We start from the raw sequence: 16,032 nt of genomic DNA, 5'->3' as shown, positions 1-16,032 counted from the left end.
AAATAGGATCCCAAGACAGGGTCAATCAGACAATTTCGGCGAGCTCGAAGTTGGAAGGCAGCGCAAACTAGCAGTGTAGCCGAACGGCCCACCGCTGTCCAGGCCAGGCCGTGGCCGGCGCCAACAGCGCCCTGGAGGAGACACCTCCGAGCACAACACCAACTCTCGTTCGGCCGGCTTCCGCGCGATGCAGAGGCAGCTAGGGATCAGCGTGCCTGGATACCACTGGGTCGTCAAGGGCTGGCACGCGGTCAACATGCCCGGAAACCCGAATCACCGAACCAGACAACCGTCGGTAGAGCGGCGAAAGCCGACTGCAACCACGACTCCCGCCCCGACGGGACCCGGACGCGCCGTCAGATGGCGGTGACCTTCGTCACTTTCCACTTGCCGGCGATCGGCGTCATGGTCAGCACCACCCGGTTCTGGTCGACCTTCTGGCCGGTGATCGTGCTGTTCTGCTTGTACTGGTCGACGTAGAGCAGCAGCACGACCTGGTCGGACCGGGCGGACACCACGCTGGTGGCGGACACCCGCGCGGTCAGGATCGCCTTCTGCTTCACCGCGTAGTGCTTCAGCGACGCCGTCGTCTTGGCGTACTTCTTCGCGAAGCTCCCGCCGAGGTACGGCTTCGCCCGCCGCACGCTCGCATCGAACGTCCGGTAGTCGTACGAGAGGAGTGCCGGTGCGGCCGCCTGGGCGGCCGAGACCGCGTGGTCCCTGGCCTGGTCGACGGCGCCGTCGCGCTGGTGGATCCACCACGCACTGCCGCCAGCGGCCAGCGCCAGCACGGCGAGCAGACCGAGGATCGCGATGGCCCGATGAGTCCGCTTGAGCGAGCGTTCGGCCCGGCGGCGGCGCGCCAGCGCCGCCTTACCGGACTTGCCGGTCGGACCCGATTTGCCTGGCTTGCCGCGGCTCGGCTTCTTCCCGCCGCGACTGCCGGAACTCGGCCGTGCCGGCGCCTTCACGGGAGGCCGGGTCGGCCTCGCCTTCTCCGGCTTCGCCGGTGCCGCACCGTCTCCGTCGGTCCCCCGGTCCATGTCATCGCTCGCCCGGTCCGCGTCGTCGCTCGCCCGGTCCGCGTCGTCGGTCGCCCGGGACGGCTTCGGCCGCGGAGACGGTCGGCGTCGGCGGTCCCCGGCCGCGTCGGTACCGGACGTCGTGGCGCGGCCCGGCCGGGGGCGCGGGCTCGGCCGGCGGGCGCCGTCGCGCCGACCGGACGGGTCGCCGTCGGAGTCGGCCCCGGTCGACTCGGCACCGCCGGTCTCGGCGTCCGCGAACCCGGTGGACTTCGACTCGACGGAGCCGGTGTCGGTGCGCTCGACGGCGATCGGGGGAAGGTGGAACGGCTCGTCGAGGGTCGACGGCTCGTCGGTGCGTCGTTCGTCGGTCGACGACTCGGCCGGGTCGGCCGGCGGGTCGGCCGGTACCGGCGGCTCGTCGTACCGCCGGTCGTCGGTACTGCGGGCCGGCTGGCTACGGGTGGCGCCGGACCGGCGGCGGGCCGGGCGGCGCGGGGTGCCGTCCTTGGCCGGCATCTGGCCGCGCAGCGTCCGTGGGATGAAACGGGCCATCGCGGGACTTCCTCCGTAGCGTGCAGCGGTTGATCAGACGAACTGGAGCTCCGACACCAGCCACTTGCCGTTCTGCTCGGCCATGGTCACCTTGACCCGGTAGTGCGCGAGCCGGCCCTTGGGCGCGTTCGTGTTCCTGACGGTGGCGTCCATCGCCACCAGTACGGTCGCCGAGCGGCGCTTGCTGGTGACGACGCCGGCCCACAGTACGTGCGCCTTCGCGGTGACCTTGTTCTCCACCACCGCGGTCTTCGTCTGGCCCATACCGTTCTTGAACTGGGTCTTGAAGTCGCCGGTGGCGCCGGCCAGCACCCGGTTCAGGTCATGATCGACGGTCCTGGTGCTGATGCTCATGAAGTTGCTGACGGTGGTCTTCGCCGCCGACACGGCCGCGTTACGGGCCTGCTCGTCCTGGCGGTACTGGTAGTGCTTCCAGCCGGCGTAGCCACCGGCGCCGAGCGCCCCGGCCAGGATCAGCGCGAGAACCACGACCGCCACCCGGGTCGCGGCGAGCGAGCGCCAGGCCCGCCCGAACGCCCCGGTGACCGGCTGCCACGGCGTCTGCCGGCCGTCCGCGGCGGCGCTGGTGGCCTCCTGCGGCCCGCGCTTCGAGCCGCGCCTGGGCGGGTTCGCGTCCCGCTCCTCCGCTTCCGCGGATTTTGCGGCCTTGGTCTCGTCCGCGGGCTTGCCCTTGGCCGAGCCGCGCTTCGTCGATCCGGAGTTGGCCGACTTCGCCCGGCCCCGGTCGGCCGAACTGGTCGGCGCGCCCCGGCTGGCCGACTTCGTCGACGTCGAGCCCTTGCTCATCGTGTGCTGCGCTCCGTTCCGATCACGGTTCCAGCCCCGTGAGCAGCAGCTGCTTCCAGGACTGGTCGCCGGCCAACTGGTACTGGCCGCCGGTGCCGCCGAACTGTAGTGGCTGCCCGTCCGGTCCGAGCACCAGCCCGGTCGACGGGTCGTACCCGGCGAGATCGGCGCCGGGCTTGGCCGTGCTGCCGCCGCTGGTCGAACCGGACGTCGTGCTGCCGGGCGGCAGCGCACCGGACCCTTCGGGTACCGGGGTGATTTCCGGGCCGGTGGGCCGCGGTGCGTTCTGGCTGCCGCGTACCGCGGAGCCGCTGGCCCGCTCCGAATCGGTGCAGGCCGTCTTCACGCCGGTGCGAATGTACTGGCAGGGGGCCGGATCGTCGACGTCGAGCACCAGCCCGAAATGAGCGGTACCGTCGCCCGGCGTCACGGTGAAACCGCCGGCGATGTCCAGCGGGTACACCACCAGGATCTGCTTGATGCCCGGCAGCCGGCGGGTGGCGATGCCGCCGACGGTGATCAGGTTGCCCAGTAGCATCCCGATGTTCGGGTCGACGTCGCGCAGCAGGCCGGACACCTGCTTCGCCGCGGGTGGCGCGTTCGCGATCACCTTGCGCAGGTCGGCGTCGGAGGTGCGCAGGGTGTGGGTCAGGTCGGCGAGGCCCTTGGCCCAGCGGCGGATCTCGGCCGCGCTGGCCTGCTGGGTGGTCAGCACGGTCTGGCCGTCCTGCAGCAGCTTGACGGTCTGCGGCAGGTCCTGGTTGGCGGTGGCGAGGATCTTGTCGCTGGAGTCGATGATCTGCTGCAGCGACCCCTCGCTGCCCTGGAAGGCGTTGCCGAGTTCGGTCACCACCACCTGCAGATCCTTGGTGTCGACCGAGCTGACCAGCTTGTCCAGGTTGGTCAGCAGCGTCTCGGTCGGCAGCGGGATCCCGGTCCTGCTCGCCGGGATCACGTCGCCGGGCGCCAGGTACGGGCCGGCGGCGGTGTTCGGGCGCAGGTCCAGGTACTGCTCGCCGACGGCGGACCGGTCGGTGACCACGGCGCGCAGGTCGCGTGGCACCCGCACCCCGCGGTCGATGCGCATCGTCACCCGTACCTGCTTGGCGGTCAGGTCGACCGAGGTCACCTTGCCGATCGGGCTGCCCCGGTAGGTGACGGAGGCGTTGGTGAAGATGCCGCCGGCGTTGGTGAAGTCGGCGGCCAGCTCGTACGTGTTGCCCAGCAGCGCGGCGCCGACCCCGACGTAGCGGACCGCGACGTAGCAGACGCCGAGCACGCTGACCAGTACGAAGGCCAGCACCTTGATCTTGACGCTGCGCGGTGTCATCCGGTCAGCCCTCCCAGCAGGATGCTGAGCAGGTCGCCCTGCCGCGGATTCGACTCGCCGGCCGGCAGCTTGCGACCCTTGTCGTCGGTCGGCCCCGGCTCGGCGGTGGTCGACTTCGACCCCGGCTCGTTCGGGTCCCGCACCGAGCCGTTCTGGTCGGCGACCTTGCCCTGCCGGTCGCCCACCGGGGTGCTGGTCAGCAGGTTGGACAGGATGTCGGTGACGTTGAGATCGACGGTGATGTGCAGGTTGACGTAGTCACCGACGATCGCGCCACCCACGTTCGGCGGGAACGGGTAGGTCAGCAGCTGGTCCACCGACTTCGGCAGGTTGTCGCCGGACTTCACCAGCTGGGTCAGCGTCGGCTGCAGCGACTTCAGGTTCGCCAGCAGGTCCTGCCGGCTCTCCTTGACCACCCGGGTACCGACGGTGCCGAGCTTCTTGACCGCGGCGAGCATGTCGATCAGCTGCTTCTTCTGGTCGTCCAGCACCTTCAGCCCGGGGTCGAGCGCGTCGACCGCCTTCGCGACCGTGTTCTTCTGCTTCGCGACCTGGCTGGAGAACGCGTCCAGCGCGTCGATCGCGCGCACGATCTGCTTCTTCTGGTCGTCCAGCCCGCCGACGAACGTGTCCAGCTGCTTCAACGTGTCCCGGACGTCGGGTTCGCGGCCGTCGAAGACCTTGGCCACCTCGTCGTTGATCGTCTTCAACTTCTCCAGGCTGCCGCCGTTGAGCAGCAGCGACATCGCGCCGAGGACCTCCTCGGCCTCGACGTTGCGGCTGGTCCGGGACAGCGGGATGGTGGCACCGGCGCGCAGCCGGCCGGTCGCCGGCTTGTCGGCCGGCGCGTCCAGGTCGACGAACTTCTCGCCGAGCAGGCTGGTCTGCCGGATCGAGGCGACCGCGTTCGCCGGCAGCTCGACGTCCTTGTCGACCTGGACCTCGACTTGCGCGTGCCAGCCCTTGCGGGTCACCGATCGGACGCTGCCGACCGTCACGTCGTTGCTCTTCACGGCCGCCTGCGGGACCAGGTCGAGCACGTTGCCGAACTCGATCGTCAACCGGTAGCCGCCGCCGCCGGCGCCACCGGGCAGCTGCACCCCGGACAGCCCCTGCGAGCCGCAGCCGGCCACGAGCACCAGGCCGAGCAGCGCCGGTACCAGGCGGCGGATGCTGGTCCTCACTTCCCACCACCTCCGAGGATGCCGCCGAGGGTCGGGTCGGCCGCGACGCTGCCGGACTGGTCGCCCTGCGGCGTCGTCTCGCCGTCGACCGGCTTCTGGCCGACCCGGTCGGTACCGCCGGTGGTCCCGTCCGGGTCCGGCTGGATGATCGCGCCGAGGTTCAGGCCCGGAATCGGCAGCAGGTTGAGCAGGTGCTTGAGCTCGGTGGTCAGCGGCGAACCGGCCCTGGCCAGGAACGCGGCCAGCTCGAAGCAGGCGACCGGTACCTGCTTGACCGGCACCAGGTGGGTGACCAGCGAGCACACGTACGACGCCGGGTCGTACGGCCCGATGATGTCGTCGCGGGTGTCCAGGGTGCCGGAGCGCGCGTTGTACGCGAGGTTCAGGTTGGACAGCGCGGTCGGCGCCAGGTCGAGGACGTCGATGATCGACTTCTGCTGCTTGACCAGCACGCCGGTGATGTCGGTCAGCGCGTCGACGTTGTCGGTCAGTTCCTTGCGGTTGGTCTTGACGAACGTGGCGACCTGCTTCAGCGCGGTACCGAGGTCCTTCAGCGCCGCGGCCAGGTCGTCCCGCTCGTCGGACAGCTGCTCCGAGACGTCCGCCAGCTGCTTGTTGAACTCGCGGACCGCGCCGTCGCTCTCGGCCAGCGCGGTGGTGAACTTCTGCAGGTTGACCACCGTGCCGAACAGGTCCTGCCGGCCGTCGGACACGGTGTCCAGCGCGGCGGCGAGGTCGCGCAGCGTCTGGTTGAGGTCCTTGCCGTTGCCCTTGAGGTTCTTCGCGCCGGTCCGGATCAGGTTGTTCAGCGATCCGTTCTTGTTCGCGCCGTTCGGGCCGACCGCGACGCTGAGGTTGTTCAGCGCCTTGTACACGTCGTCGAGCTCCAGCGGCACGACCGCCCGGTCGCCGCGCAGCACCGCGCCGGTGGACATCACCGCGCCGCCGACGTAGCCGGGGGTGAGCTGCACGTACCGGTCGCCGACGATGCTCGGCGGCACGATGACCGCCTTGGCCTTCGCCGGGATCTTGTAGTCGGCGTCGTAGGTCATGCTGACCGCGACCGTCCTGCCGCGCGGCCGGACCGCGGTGACGTGGCCGATCTTGACACCCATCACCCGCACGTCGGAGTTGGCGTAGATGCCGACCGACTGGCTGAAGTACGCGGTCAGGGTCTTCTGCGGTGGGCCCATCCGCCACACCGCCAGCCCGACCGCGGTACCGAGCACCACGACCACGGCGACGGCCAGGCCGATGCCGAGCCGGCTGCGGAAGATGGTCAGCGAACGGCTGTCCCGGTGGCTGCGCACCATCATCGCCCTCACCTACCCGGGCTCGCGGTCGTGGACGGTGACAGTGCGCCGCCGGGCGCCGGTGACGCGGTACCGCCGGGCGGCGTCGCCCCGGCCGACGGGGTGGACTTCGGCTTCGCCGCACCGCTCTGGCCGCTGTCGCCGTGCTGGCTGCCGGTCTGGGTGGCCGCGGAGCCGGCCTGGTCGCCGCCCTGCGGGCGGGCCGGCGGCGCGCCCACCGTGTACGGCTGGAGCAGCGCATCGATGTACGAATCGAACCACCGGCCGTTGCCCAGCACGTTGGTGAACGCGTTCAGGAACGGCGCCATGTTCTGGATGCTCTTGGTCAGGTTGTCGCGGTTGTCCTGCAACACCTGCACCACCTGGCGCAGTTGCTTGAGCGCCGGGTTGAGCTGCTTCTGGTTGTCGGTGACCAGCCCGGACAGCTGCTTGGCCAGCTCGTCGGTGCTCACCAGCAGCTGGTGGATCGCGTCCCGGCGCGCCTTGACCTCCTTGAGCAGCTTGTTGCCGTCGGTCAACAGCTGCTGGAACTGCTTGTCCCGGTTGGCCAGCACCTGGGTGACACCGCGGGCCCGGCGCAGCAGCTGGCGCAGCGCGTCGTCGCGGCTGGCGACGGTTCGCGACAGCCGGGACAGGCCGTGGATCGAACCCTGCACGTTCGGCGCGGTGTCCTCGAGCGTCGCGGACAGCGTGTCGAACGCCTTCGCCAGCTGCTTCGTGTCGATCTTGTCGACGGTGTCGGCCAGCCCGTTCACCGCCTGCACCACGTCGAACGGGGACGAGGTGCGGGAGCGCGGGATCTGCTGGCCGGGCTGCATGGCACCCGGTCCGGCCGGGTCCAGGCCGAGGAACTTCTGCCCCAGCACCGTCTTGATCCGGATCGTCGCCTCGGTCTTCGTCCCGAACGAGATGCCGCGGTCGACCCGGAAGTCGACCCGTACCGCGGGCTTGCCGTCGTGGTGGGTCAGGTCGATCCCGGTCACCTTGCCGACCTTGACGCCGGCGATGCGTACCTCGTTGTCGGTGGCCAGGCCGCTCGCGTCGGTGAACTCCGCCGAGTAGCTGTCGCCGCCGCCGATCACCGGCAGCTTGTCGGCGTTGAACGCGGTGAGCACGCCGAGCACGACGACGGCGATCCCGGCCATCCCGATGACCAGGTGGTTGCGCTGCCGGAACGGCTTCACTTGCCACCCCCGCTCGATCCGGGCGAGGTACAGCGGGCCGCCGTCGCCGACACCGTCGCCGGGTTCACGTTGCCGATGCCCGGCACGTTCACGGTGCCGTCGAAGTTGCACATGTAGAAGTTGAACCAGGACCCGTACGACGCGGTCCGGGTCAGCGCCGCGGTGCGCACCGGCAGCCGGGCCAGCGTCCCCTCGATCACGCCGGTGTTGGCGTTGAGCGTCGTCGCGAGCGAACGCAGCTGCTTGATGTCGTCCTTGAGCGCGGGTCGGCCGTCCTTCACCAGATCCGCGGTGGTACCGGCGAGCTCGCCCAGGTTCTGGATCGAGTCGCCGATGTTCTTGCGGTCCGCGGACAGCCCGGAGACGAAGTCCTGCAACGACGAGATGATGTCGGACAGCTTGTCGTCGCGCGCGTTCAGGGTGGCGAGCACCTTGTTCAGGTTGTCGATCACCCGGCCGATCACCTTGTCCCGGTCGGCCAGCGTGTTGGTCAGCGACGCGGTCCGGGCCAGCAGGTCGTTCACCGTGCCGCCCTCGCCCTGCAGCACCTGGATGATCTCGTATGCGAACTTGTTGACGTCCTTCGGCGACAGCCCGGCGAACAGTGGCTGGAAGCCGTTGAACAGCGCGGTCAGGTCGAGCGCCGGTGCGGTGTGCGACAGCGGGATGGTGCTGCCGACGGGCAGCTTCGCCGGGTCGCCGGTGCCCTCGGTGAGCTCGACGTAGCGCTGGCCGATCAGGTTCCGGTACCGGATCTTCGCCCGTACCGACTTCGGCAGCGTCACCGTGTCGTCCACGGTGAACGACACCTGCGCGGTCTTCCCGTGCACCAGCGAGATGCTCTTGACCTGGCCCACCTTGACGCCGGCGATCCGCACGTCGTCGCCCTTCAACAGGCCGGTCACGTCGGTGAACTTCGCGTTGTAGCGGGTGCCGCCGAACCAGTCCAGCGAGCCGAGGGTCGTCGCGAGCACCCCGGTCAGCAGGATGGTCACCACGGCGAACACGATCAGCTTGATCAGCGCCGGCGCCACGCTCCGACTACTGCTCCTGCCGCTCATGAGCGTTCCTCCTTCGTCGGAACACTCATGAGGCACCAAGTCACGCGATGCCCATGGTTCGCTCGCTGACGCAGACTCATGAGCGTTCCTCCTTCGTCGGAACACTCATGAGGCACCAAGTCACGCGATGCCCATGGTTCGCTCGCTGACGCTCACTCACTGCACACTCACCACCGATCCGCGCATCAGCGGGCCCCAGAGCAGGTCGTCGATGCCGCCCAGGTCGGTGACGTTGCGGCCGGTGGCCGCCGCGACCAGCGGGTTGACCACCGACTGTTCGGCGCTCGTACCGGCATAACCCATGTCCACGCCGGATCCGCCGCCGATGCCACCCAGGCCGGTCCCGGCGGTACCGGGGTCGCCGCCGCCGGTGAGCACGCCACCCGGATGCGAGGCGCCGTGCTGGTAGCCGTCGGCGACGGTGCCGCCCGGGTACGGGACCGCCGGGTTCGGCAGGCCGCGGCAGTTGGGCCCGGTGTCGGCCAGGTTCGCCGGCTCGTCGCCGGCGACGTACTTGCCCGAGTCCTTGGTGATCTCCAGCGTGATGTGCAGCCGCCCGGTGTCGAACGCGCCCTCGATGTTGCGCTGCAGCCGCACCGCGCCGGCGGTCAGGCACGGGTACTCCGGGGAGTACTCGGCGAGCACGTCCAGCAGCGGCCGGCTGACCTGGCCGAGCTGGATCAGCCGGCCCTCGTGCCGCTGCAGGAACGGCGTCGCGGTGTCGGCCAGCCCGGTCGTGTCGGACCAGAAGGCGGCCAGCTGCTCGCGCTGCTCGGCGACCGTCGAGGAGGTCACCGTCAGGTTGCGCAGGATCGCCATCAGGTCCGGCAGCGCGCCGGTGTAGGTGTCGAGCACGTCGGACAGCTTGCGGATGTCCGACTGGATCGTCGGCATGTTGGCGTTCAACGTCTTCAGGTACTTGTCGAGCGTGACGAGCGTGTCGCCGAGCTGATCGCCGCGCCCGCGCAGCGCCGCCGCCAGCGCGGTCAGCGTGGCCGAGACCTTCTCCGGCGGTACCGCCTTGAGCAGCGGCAGCGCGCGATCGAGCACCCGCTCCAGCTCGACCGCCCGGGCCGACCGGTCCTGGTGCACCACCGCACCGGCGGTGATCGGCCGACCGGACGGGCGGGCCGGCGCGTCCAGCGACACGTACTTCTCGCCGAACAGCGTCTTCGGCAGCATCGTGGCGGTCACGTTCGACGGGATCCGCGGTACCGAGCCGGGGTCGAGCGCGAGCCGCAGCTTCGCCCGCTGCCCGTTCGCCGAGATGTCGCGCACCTGGCCGACGACCACGCCGCGCAGCTTCACGTCGGCGTTCCGGTCCACCTGCAGCCCGGTGTGGTCGGCGACCACGGTCACCCACACCGCCGGGGTGAACACCTTCTGGTACGCGCCGACCGCCGCGGCCAGCAGCGCCGCGACGAGCACGATGAACCCGACGCCGAGCAACCGGCGCCGCAGCACGTCCGAAACCCTGGTCACCGACACCGGCGCCTCACCCGGATATCCGTACGGTCGTGGTGGCGCCCCAGATCGCCAGGCTGAGGAAGAAGTCGACCACGTTGATCGCCACCAGCGAGGACCGCACCGCGCGGCCCACCGCCATCCCGACGCCGGCCGGGCCGCCGGACGCGTTGTACCCGTGGTAGCAGTGGATCAGCACCACGATGATGCTGAACACCAGCACCTTGCCGAACGACCACAGCACATCCTCGGGCGGTAGGAACAGGTGGAAGTAGTAGTCGTAGGTGCCGGACGACTGTCCGAAGTAGAGCGTGACCATCTCGCGGGTGGCGAGATAGCTCGCCAGCAGCCCGATCACGTACAGCGGGATCACCGCGATCAGGCCGGCGATCATCCGGGTGGTGACGAGGAACGGCAGCGACGGCAGCCCCATCACCTCGAGCGCGTCCACCTCCTCGTTGATCCGCATCGCGCCCAGCTGCGCGGTGAAACCGCAGCCGACCGTCGCCGACAGGGCGATCCCGGCCACCAGCGGCGAGATCTCCCGGGTGTTGAAGTACGCGGAGATGAAGCCGGTGAACGCGGACGAACCGATCTGGTTGAGCGCCTCGTACCCCTGCAGGCCGACTTCCGTCCCGGTGAAGAACGTCATCGCGACGATCACCCCGACGGTGCCGCCGATGACCGCGAGCGCGCCGGAACCGAACGACACCTCCGCCAGCAGCCGCAGCACCTCCCGCTTGTACCGCCGGACGGTGCGCGGTGCCCACGCGAACGCGCGCAGGTAGAACGACATCTGGCCGCCGAGGTCGTCCAGGAACCCCAGCGGCTTTCGGGCAATGCCGGACCACGCGCCTGCGGCACGGCCCTCTCCCAGCGGCGCCATCAGGTGCCCTTCTGCGGAACGATCTGGAAGTAGATCGAGGTCATCACGAAGTTCACCGCGAACAGCAGCATGAAGCTGATGACCACGCTCTGGTTGACCGCGTCGCCGACGCCCTTCGGCCCGCCCTTCGCCGTCATCCCCTTGTAGCAGGCGATCAGCGCCGCCATCGCGCCGAACACCACCGCCTTGAACTCACCGGCGATCAGGTCCTGGATCTGCCCCAGCGCCTGGAAACTCGCCAGGTAGGCCCCCGGGGTACCGCCCTGCAGCACCACGTTGAAGAAGTACCCACCGGCCACGCCGACGACGCTGACCAGGCCGTTGAGCAGCAGCGCGACGATCATGCAGGCGATGATCCGGGGCACCACCAGCCGCTGCACCGGGTCGATGCCCAGCACCTCCATCGCGTCCAGCTCTTCCCGGATCTTCCGGGCGCCGAGATCCGCGCAGATCGCCGAACCACCCGCCCCGGCGATCAGCAGCGCCGTCACGATCGGCCCGGCCTCCCGGACCACCGCGAGCACGCTCGCCGCTCCGGTGTACGACTGGGCGCCGAGCTGGCTGGTCAGGGTGCCGAGCTGGAGCGAGATCACCGCACCGAACGGGATCGCCACCAGCGCCGTCGGCAGGATCGACACGCTGGAGACGAACCAGGCCTGCTGGATCATCTCGCGCAGCTGGAACGGCCGGCGCGGGATCGCGAGCAGGCAGTCCAGGCAGTACGCGAAGAACGAACCGGACTGCCGCAGGGCGCCGGAGACCGGGTTGCTCACCGCTCACCCCCGGATCCGACGTCGGTGTTGCACTCAGGCACCGCCGTCCCTCCGTTCGATGACGACGGTGTCTGCGTGCGGGTCGACGTGCTCCGGCCCGGCCCACTCGCTCACGCCGCTCTGGGCGGGCACCGTCGGCTGGTCCAGCGCGAACGAACCGACCGGCGGGATCACCCCGTTGACCCGGCACCACTCGCCCGGGATGCGCTCCGCGGAGCGCGGCCGGCCGTCGGTCGGCTGCATCTGCAGCGGGATCGGCGGCAGCATCGGCAGCTCGATGCCGGCCGCGGCCTCGGCCTCCAGCTCGCTCGCGTCCTTCTCCTCGGCCATCCCGATCGGGCCGTGCCGCTGCGCGTTCAGGAACTGCCGGACCACCGGCTCCTCACTGGACAGCAGCATCTCCCGCGGGCCGAACATGGCCAGGTGCCGGCGGTAGATCAGGCCGATGTTGTCCGGCACCGTCCGCGCGGTGTTGATGTCGTGCGTGACGATCAGAAACGTCGCACCGGTCTGCTGGTTGAGATCGACGATCAGGTGGTTGAGCAGCGTGGTGCGCACCGGGTCGAGGCCCGAGTCGGGCTCGTCGAACAGGATGATCTCCGGCTCCAGCACCAGCGCCCGGGCCAGCCCGGCCCGCTTGCGCATCCCGCCGGAGATCTCGCCCGGCAGCTTCCGCTCGTCGCCGGCGAGCCCGACCAGGTCGAGCTTCTCCATCACGATGTCGCGCACCGCGGACTCGGACTTGCGGGTGTGCTCGCGCAGCGGGAACGCGACGTTGTCGTACAGGTTCATCGAGCCGAACAGCGCGCCGTCCTGGAACAGCACGCCGAACAGCTTGCGCACCTCGTACAGCTCGCGCTCGGACAGCTCGGGCAGGTCCTTGCCCTCGATCCAGATGTGCCCGCGATCCGGCCGCAACAGCCCGACGAGCGTCTTCAGGAACACCGACTTACCGGTACCCGAGGGGCCGAGCAGCACGGAGATCTCACCCTCGGGCAGGGTGAAGCTGACGTCCGCCCAGATGTTCTGCCGACCGAAGGACTTCGTCAGCCCGTCGATCTGCACCTCGACGCCCACGCGTACTTCCCTCCCGACGTGGTCACCGCTGCGGCCGTGGTACGGCCGGCGCAGCCTCGATGTGGCCCGGCCCCGGCGATCCGCCGGTGCCCGGGAGGCCGCGGAGCCGGTAGTGACGCGAACAAGTTAACTTCCGAGTAACGTCTAAGTCGAGCCGTACGTCAGGATTCTCTCGACCTAGCGCACCAGTCGCGATCTTTCGTAGCTCTCCGTAGCTTTCGGACAGATCGAGCGTGACGAGAGTGCCCGGCTTGCCCCACAACGTTACGTGACCTGAGCCACGTCACGCATCTGCCCCACGCTCCCCCGGTGGCCGGCGCCGGCTCCGGAGGAGCGCACCCGGCCGGCACCCGTACTCGGAGGCGGCAAAGGGCGGCCGCCCCCGTGGGGACGGCCGCCCTTCGAACTCGCGGCGTGCTCGCCGCTGTGGAACCGCGGTGCGGGCCCTTACTTCAGGGTCACCTTGCCGCCGGCAGCCTCGAGCTGCTCCTTGGCCTTCTCCGCGGCCTCCTTGGTGACCTTCTCCAGGATCGCCTTCGGGGCGCCCTCGACCACGTCCTTGGCCTCCTTCAGGCCCAGGCTGGTGAGCGCGCGCACCTCCTTGATGACCTGGATCTTCTTGTCGCCGGCCGAGTCGAGGATGACGTCGAACTCGTCCTGCTCGACGGCGGCCTCGGCCGCAGCGGCCGGGCCGGCGGCGGCCGCGACGGCGACCGGAGCAGCCGCGGTGACCTCGAAGGTCTCCTCGAACTGCTTCACGAACTCGGACAGCTCGATCAGCGTCATTTCCTTGAACGCGTCGAGCAGCTCTTCGGTGCTGAGCTTCGCCATGGTGGCGGTTTCCTTTCCTACCCCGCGACTACCTCGCGGTTATGTCTGTCGTCGCGAACCACTCGCGGCGGTTTAGGCCTGCCGCAAGCGAATCGCGGCGAGTTCCTCGAACATGGCGACGGCCGTACGGCCGTCAGGCAGCCTCGCTGCCGGACTGCTTGTCGGCCAGCGCCTGGGCGAGCCGTGCCGTCTGCGCCAGCGGAGCCTGGAACAGGCTCGCGGCCTTCGACAGGTTGCCCTTCATGGCACCAGCCAGCTTGGCGAGGAGCACCTCGCGGGACTCCAGGTCGGCCAGCTTGTTGACGTCGTCCGTGGTGAGGGCCTTGCCCTCGAAGACGCCGCCCTTGATGACCAGCGCGGGGTTGTCCTTCGCGAAGTTACGCAGCCCCTTGGCCGCGTCGACCACGTCGCCGTTGACGAACGTGACCGCCGTCGGGCCGACGAACAGTGCGTCGAGACCGTCGACGCCGGCCTCCGTCGCCGCGATCTTCACCAGCGTGTTCTTCGCGACGCGGTAGTGCGTGTCCCCGCCCAGGGCGCGCCGCAGCTCGGTGATCTGCGAAACGCTCAGCCCGCGGTACTCGGTGATCACGGTCGCCGAAGCGGCCCGGAACCGGTCCGCGATCTCGTTGACCGCAGCGGCCTTGTCCTCGCGTACTGGCTTGGTCCGGCCATGTGTGTCCGCCATGTCCCTCCTCTCGTGCATGCTCGGGCCGGTCTCGTCGAAGACCCGCAGGCACGAAAAACGCCCCGGCGCAGGGCGCACGGGGCGAGGAACCAGCTCGGTGTCCGTGTCTCCGGCTCCGGCCGACGCCACGTGGCGCGTGCCGCCCACCAGATCGGATCACCGGCACCGACGTCATCCGGGAGCCTGGATGACCTGTGGTGTTGGATCGCGTCCGTCTTCCCTGCGCGGGCCGTCCGCGGCGAGCGGAGCCTTCGACCGCGCACTCGGCGCGGTGACCAGCGGTCTTCGGTAAAGCCTGTTCAGCTTACTCGACGCCGCCGCACCCCGGCCAACCGGAGTAGGCGACGCCACACCCGGCCGGCCGGGCCGCGCTGGACAACAGCAGCGGGGCGCGCCGGGTGTGCAGCGCCGGACACGGCAGCGGGGCGCGCCGAAAGCTCGGCACGCCCCGCCCACGAGTACCGTTGAGGATCAGGCGTCGACCTCGTCCTCGGTGAGGTTGCGGGTCCGGTTGGTGTCCACCGGAATGCCCGGCCCCATCGTGGTGGAGACGGTGATCTTCTTCAGGTACTTGCCCTTGGCCGATGCGGGCTTCGCCCGCAGCACCTCGTCCAGCGCGGCCGCGTAGTTCTCCACCAGCTGACGCTGGTCGAAGCTGGCCTTGCCGATGATCAGGTGCAGGTTCGAGTGCTTGTCGACCCGGAAGGCGATCTTGCCGCCCTTGATGTCCGCGACCGCCTTCGTCACGTCCATGGTGACGGTGCCGGTCTTCGGGTTCGGCATCAGACCGCGCGGGCCCAGGATCCGCGCGATCCGGCCGACCTTGGCCATCTGGTCGGGCGTCGCGATCGCCGCGTCGAAGTCGAGCCAGCCGCCCTGGATGCGGGCGATCAGCTCGTCCGAACCGACCTCGTCGGCGCCGGCGGCGATGGCCTCGGTGGCCTTGTCGCCGGTGGCGAAGACGATCACACGGGCGGTCTTACCGGTACCGTGCGGCAGGTTGACGGTGCCGCGCACCATCTGGTCGGCCTTACGCGGGTCGACGCCGAGTCGCATCGCGACCTCGACGGTGGCGTCGAACTTGGTCTTCGAGGTGTCCTTCGCAAGCTGCATCGCGTCGAGCGGGCTGTACAGGTTGTCGCCGTCGACCGTCTCGGATGCCTTGCGGTACTGCTTGCCGTGCTGCGCCATTGGTGTTCCTCCACGAGTGGTGTGGTGCGTGGTGCGGGGCAGCGCCTGCCCCTCCCACGGTCGTACTGGGTGGTGGGCTCTCAGTCCTGGACCGTGATGCCCATCGAACGGGCGGTACCGGCGATGATCTTCGACGCCTGGTCGAGGTCGTTCGCGTTCAGGTCGGCCATCTTGCGCTCCGCGATCTCGCGGACCTGGGCCTGGCTGACCGTACCGACCTTGTCCTTGTGCGGCTCACCGGAGCCCTTGGCCACCCCGGCCGCCTTCAGCAGCAGCTTGGCCGCCGGCGGGGTCTTCAGAACGAACGTGAACGAGCGGTCCTCGTACACGCTGATCTCGGCGGGGACGATCTCGCCCCGCTGCGACTCGGTCTGCGCGTTGTACGCCTTGCAGAACTCCATGATGTTCACGCCATGCTGACCGAGCGCCGGACCCACCGGCGGAGCCGGCGTCGCCTGGCCACCGGGCAGTTCGAGCTTGAACGTGGTGACGAGCTTCTTCTTGGGAGGCATGACCCTGGGCTTTCTCCTACACGCCCCGCACCGGCTGCCGGCCGGCCCGGGACTGGGCCGCCTCGGCCACGGACGTGTCCTCGGCGGCGCTGGTTTGTTTTCCACACACCGGCACCCGGGCCTGCCCCCGGGCGCCGGACGTCTTCGGTTGTCG

Annotated in this window: 15 protein-coding genes; all 15 read right to left on the bottom strand. The window is 69.6% G+C overall.

Features of this window, described 5'->3' with window-relative positions; translation table 11 throughout:
- Window positions 1-356: 356 nt before the first annotated feature.
- Window positions 357-1,577 carry a hypothetical protein gene (locus Asera_RS10450; RefSeq protein WP_051802343.1) on the bottom strand — a complete coding sequence of 407 codons (1,221 nt, stop codon included), beginning with the start codon at window positions 1,575-1,577 and terminating at the stop codon, window positions 357-359.
- A gap of 33 nt (window positions 1,578-1,610) precedes the next feature.
- Window positions 1,611-2,384, bottom strand: coding sequence for a hypothetical protein (locus Asera_RS10445; protein WP_051802342.1), 774 nt, complete (start codon window positions 2,382-2,384; stop codon window positions 1,611-1,613).
- Between the two features lie 22 nt (window positions 2,385-2,406).
- Window positions 2,407-3,714, bottom strand: coding sequence for an MCE family protein (locus Asera_RS10440; RefSeq protein WP_030446749.1), 1,308 nt, complete (start codon window positions 3,712-3,714; stop codon window positions 2,407-2,409).
- The gene (locus tag Asera_RS10435) at window positions 3,711-4,898 is read right to left on the bottom strand and encodes an MCE family protein (RefSeq protein WP_051802341.1); all 1,188 of its coding nucleotides are present in this window, start codon (window positions 4,896-4,898) and stop codon (window positions 3,711-3,713) included. Before Asera_RS10435 ends, Asera_RS10440 begins: the two co-directional genes overlap by 4 nt.
- Entirely contained in the window at window positions 4,895-6,214 is a 1,320-nt protein-coding gene (locus Asera_RS10430) for an MCE family protein (RefSeq protein WP_051802340.1), read from the bottom strand. The genes Asera_RS10435 and Asera_RS10430 overlap by 4 nt, the downstream gene beginning before the upstream one ends.
- Before the next feature lie 5 nt (window positions 6,215-6,219).
- Entirely contained in the window at window positions 6,220-7,395 is a 1,176-nt protein-coding gene (locus Asera_RS10425; protein ID WP_084131681.1) for an MCE family protein, read from the bottom strand.
- Window positions 7,392-8,456, bottom strand: coding sequence for an MCE family protein (locus Asera_RS10420; protein WP_030446745.1), 1,065 nt, complete (start codon window positions 8,454-8,456; stop codon window positions 7,392-7,394). The genes Asera_RS10425 and Asera_RS10420 overlap by 4 nt, the downstream gene beginning before the upstream one ends.
- 156 nt (window positions 8,457-8,612) lie before the next feature.
- On the bottom strand, window positions 8,613-9,938 hold the full coding sequence (locus Asera_RS10415; RefSeq protein WP_212804548.1) for an MCE family protein: 1,326 nt from the start codon (window positions 9,936-9,938) through the stop codon (window positions 8,613-8,615).
- Window positions 9,939-9,951: 13 nt separating this feature from the next.
- A complete protein-coding gene (locus Asera_RS10410; protein WP_030446743.1) occupies window positions 9,952-10,806 on the bottom strand; it encodes an MlaE family ABC transporter permease in 855 nt (284 codons plus the stop codon).
- Window positions 10,806-11,579, bottom strand: a complete 774-nt coding sequence (locus Asera_RS10405) for an MlaE family ABC transporter permease (RefSeq protein ID WP_030446742.1) — start codon at window positions 11,577-11,579, stop codon at window positions 10,806-10,808. The genes Asera_RS10410 and Asera_RS10405 overlap by 1 nt, the downstream gene beginning before the upstream one ends.
- Window positions 11,580-11,612: 33 nt before the next feature.
- Window positions 11,613-12,656 (bottom strand): ABC transporter ATP-binding protein, encoded by a 1,044-nt coding sequence (locus Asera_RS10400; protein ID WP_051802339.1) that lies wholly within the window; start codon window positions 12,654-12,656, stop codon window positions 11,613-11,615.
- Window positions 12,657-13,103: 447 nt separating this feature from the next.
- The gene (rplL, locus tag Asera_RS10395; protein ID WP_030446740.1) at window positions 13,104-13,487 is read right to left on the bottom strand and encodes a 50S ribosomal protein L7/L12; all 384 of its coding nucleotides are present in this window, start codon (window positions 13,485-13,487) and stop codon (window positions 13,104-13,106) included.
- Between the two features lie 133 nt (window positions 13,488-13,620).
- A complete protein-coding gene (rplJ, locus tag Asera_RS10390) occupies window positions 13,621-14,175 on the bottom strand; it encodes a 50S ribosomal protein L10 (RefSeq protein ID WP_030446739.1) in 555 nt (184 codons plus the stop codon).
- A gap of 471 nt (window positions 14,176-14,646) precedes the next feature.
- Window positions 14,647-15,366 (bottom strand): 50S ribosomal protein L1, encoded by a 720-nt coding sequence (gene rplA / locus Asera_RS10385; RefSeq protein WP_030446738.1) that lies wholly within the window; start codon window positions 15,364-15,366, stop codon window positions 14,647-14,649.
- A gap of 80 nt (window positions 15,367-15,446) precedes the next feature.
- A complete protein-coding gene (gene rplK / locus Asera_RS10380; RefSeq protein WP_030446737.1) occupies window positions 15,447-15,878 on the bottom strand; it encodes a 50S ribosomal protein L11 in 432 nt (143 codons plus the stop codon).
- Between the last annotated feature and the right edge of the window lie 154 nt (window positions 15,879-16,032).

Origin of the sequence: Actinocatenispora sera (assembly GCF_018324685.1) — a bacterium.
Lineage (GTDB): Bacteria > Actinomycetota > Actinomycetes > Mycobacteriales > Micromonosporaceae > Actinocatenispora > Actinocatenispora sera.
This window is presented reverse-complemented; position numbering and strand designations above follow the sequence as displayed.

Excerpts from the sequence above, each read along its gene's own strand:
- Asera_RS10450 (WP_051802343.1), bottom strand. The coding sequence starts at position 1,577 with ATGGCCCGTTTCATCCCACGGACGCTGCGCGGCCAGATGCCGGCCAAG.
- Asera_RS10445 (WP_051802342.1), bottom strand. The coding sequence starts at position 2,384 with ATGAGCAAGGGCTCGACGTCGACGAAGTCGGCCAGCCGGGGCGCGCCG.
- Asera_RS10440 (WP_030446749.1), bottom strand. The coding sequence starts at position 3,714 with ATGACACCGCGCAGCGTCAAGATCAAGGTGCTGGCCTTCGTACTGGTC.
- Asera_RS10430 (WP_051802340.1), bottom strand. The coding sequence starts at position 6,214 with ATGATGGTGCGCAGCCACCGGGACAGCCGTTCGCTGACCATCTTCCGC.
- Asera_RS10420 (WP_030446745.1), bottom strand. The coding sequence starts at position 8,456 with ATGAGCGGCAGGAGCAGTAGTCGGAGCGTGGCGCCGGCGCTGATCAAG.
- Asera_RS10410 (WP_030446743.1), bottom strand. The coding sequence starts at position 10,806 with ATGGCGCCGCTGGGAGAGGGCCGTGCCGCAGGCGCGTGGTCCGGCATT.
- rplL (WP_030446740.1), bottom strand. The coding sequence starts at position 13,487 with ATGGCGAAGCTCAGCACCGAAGAGCTGCTCGACGCGTTCAAGGAAATG.
- rplJ (WP_030446739.1), bottom strand. The coding sequence starts at position 14,175 with ATGGCGGACACACATGGCCGGACCAAGCCAGTACGCGAGGACAAGGCC.
- rplA (WP_030446738.1), bottom strand. The coding sequence starts at position 15,366 with ATGGCGCAGCACGGCAAGCAGTACCGCAAGGCATCCGAGACGGTCGAC.
- rplK (WP_030446737.1), bottom strand. The coding sequence starts at position 15,878 with ATGCCTCCCAAGAAGAAGCTCGTCACCACGTTCAAGCTCGAACTGCCC.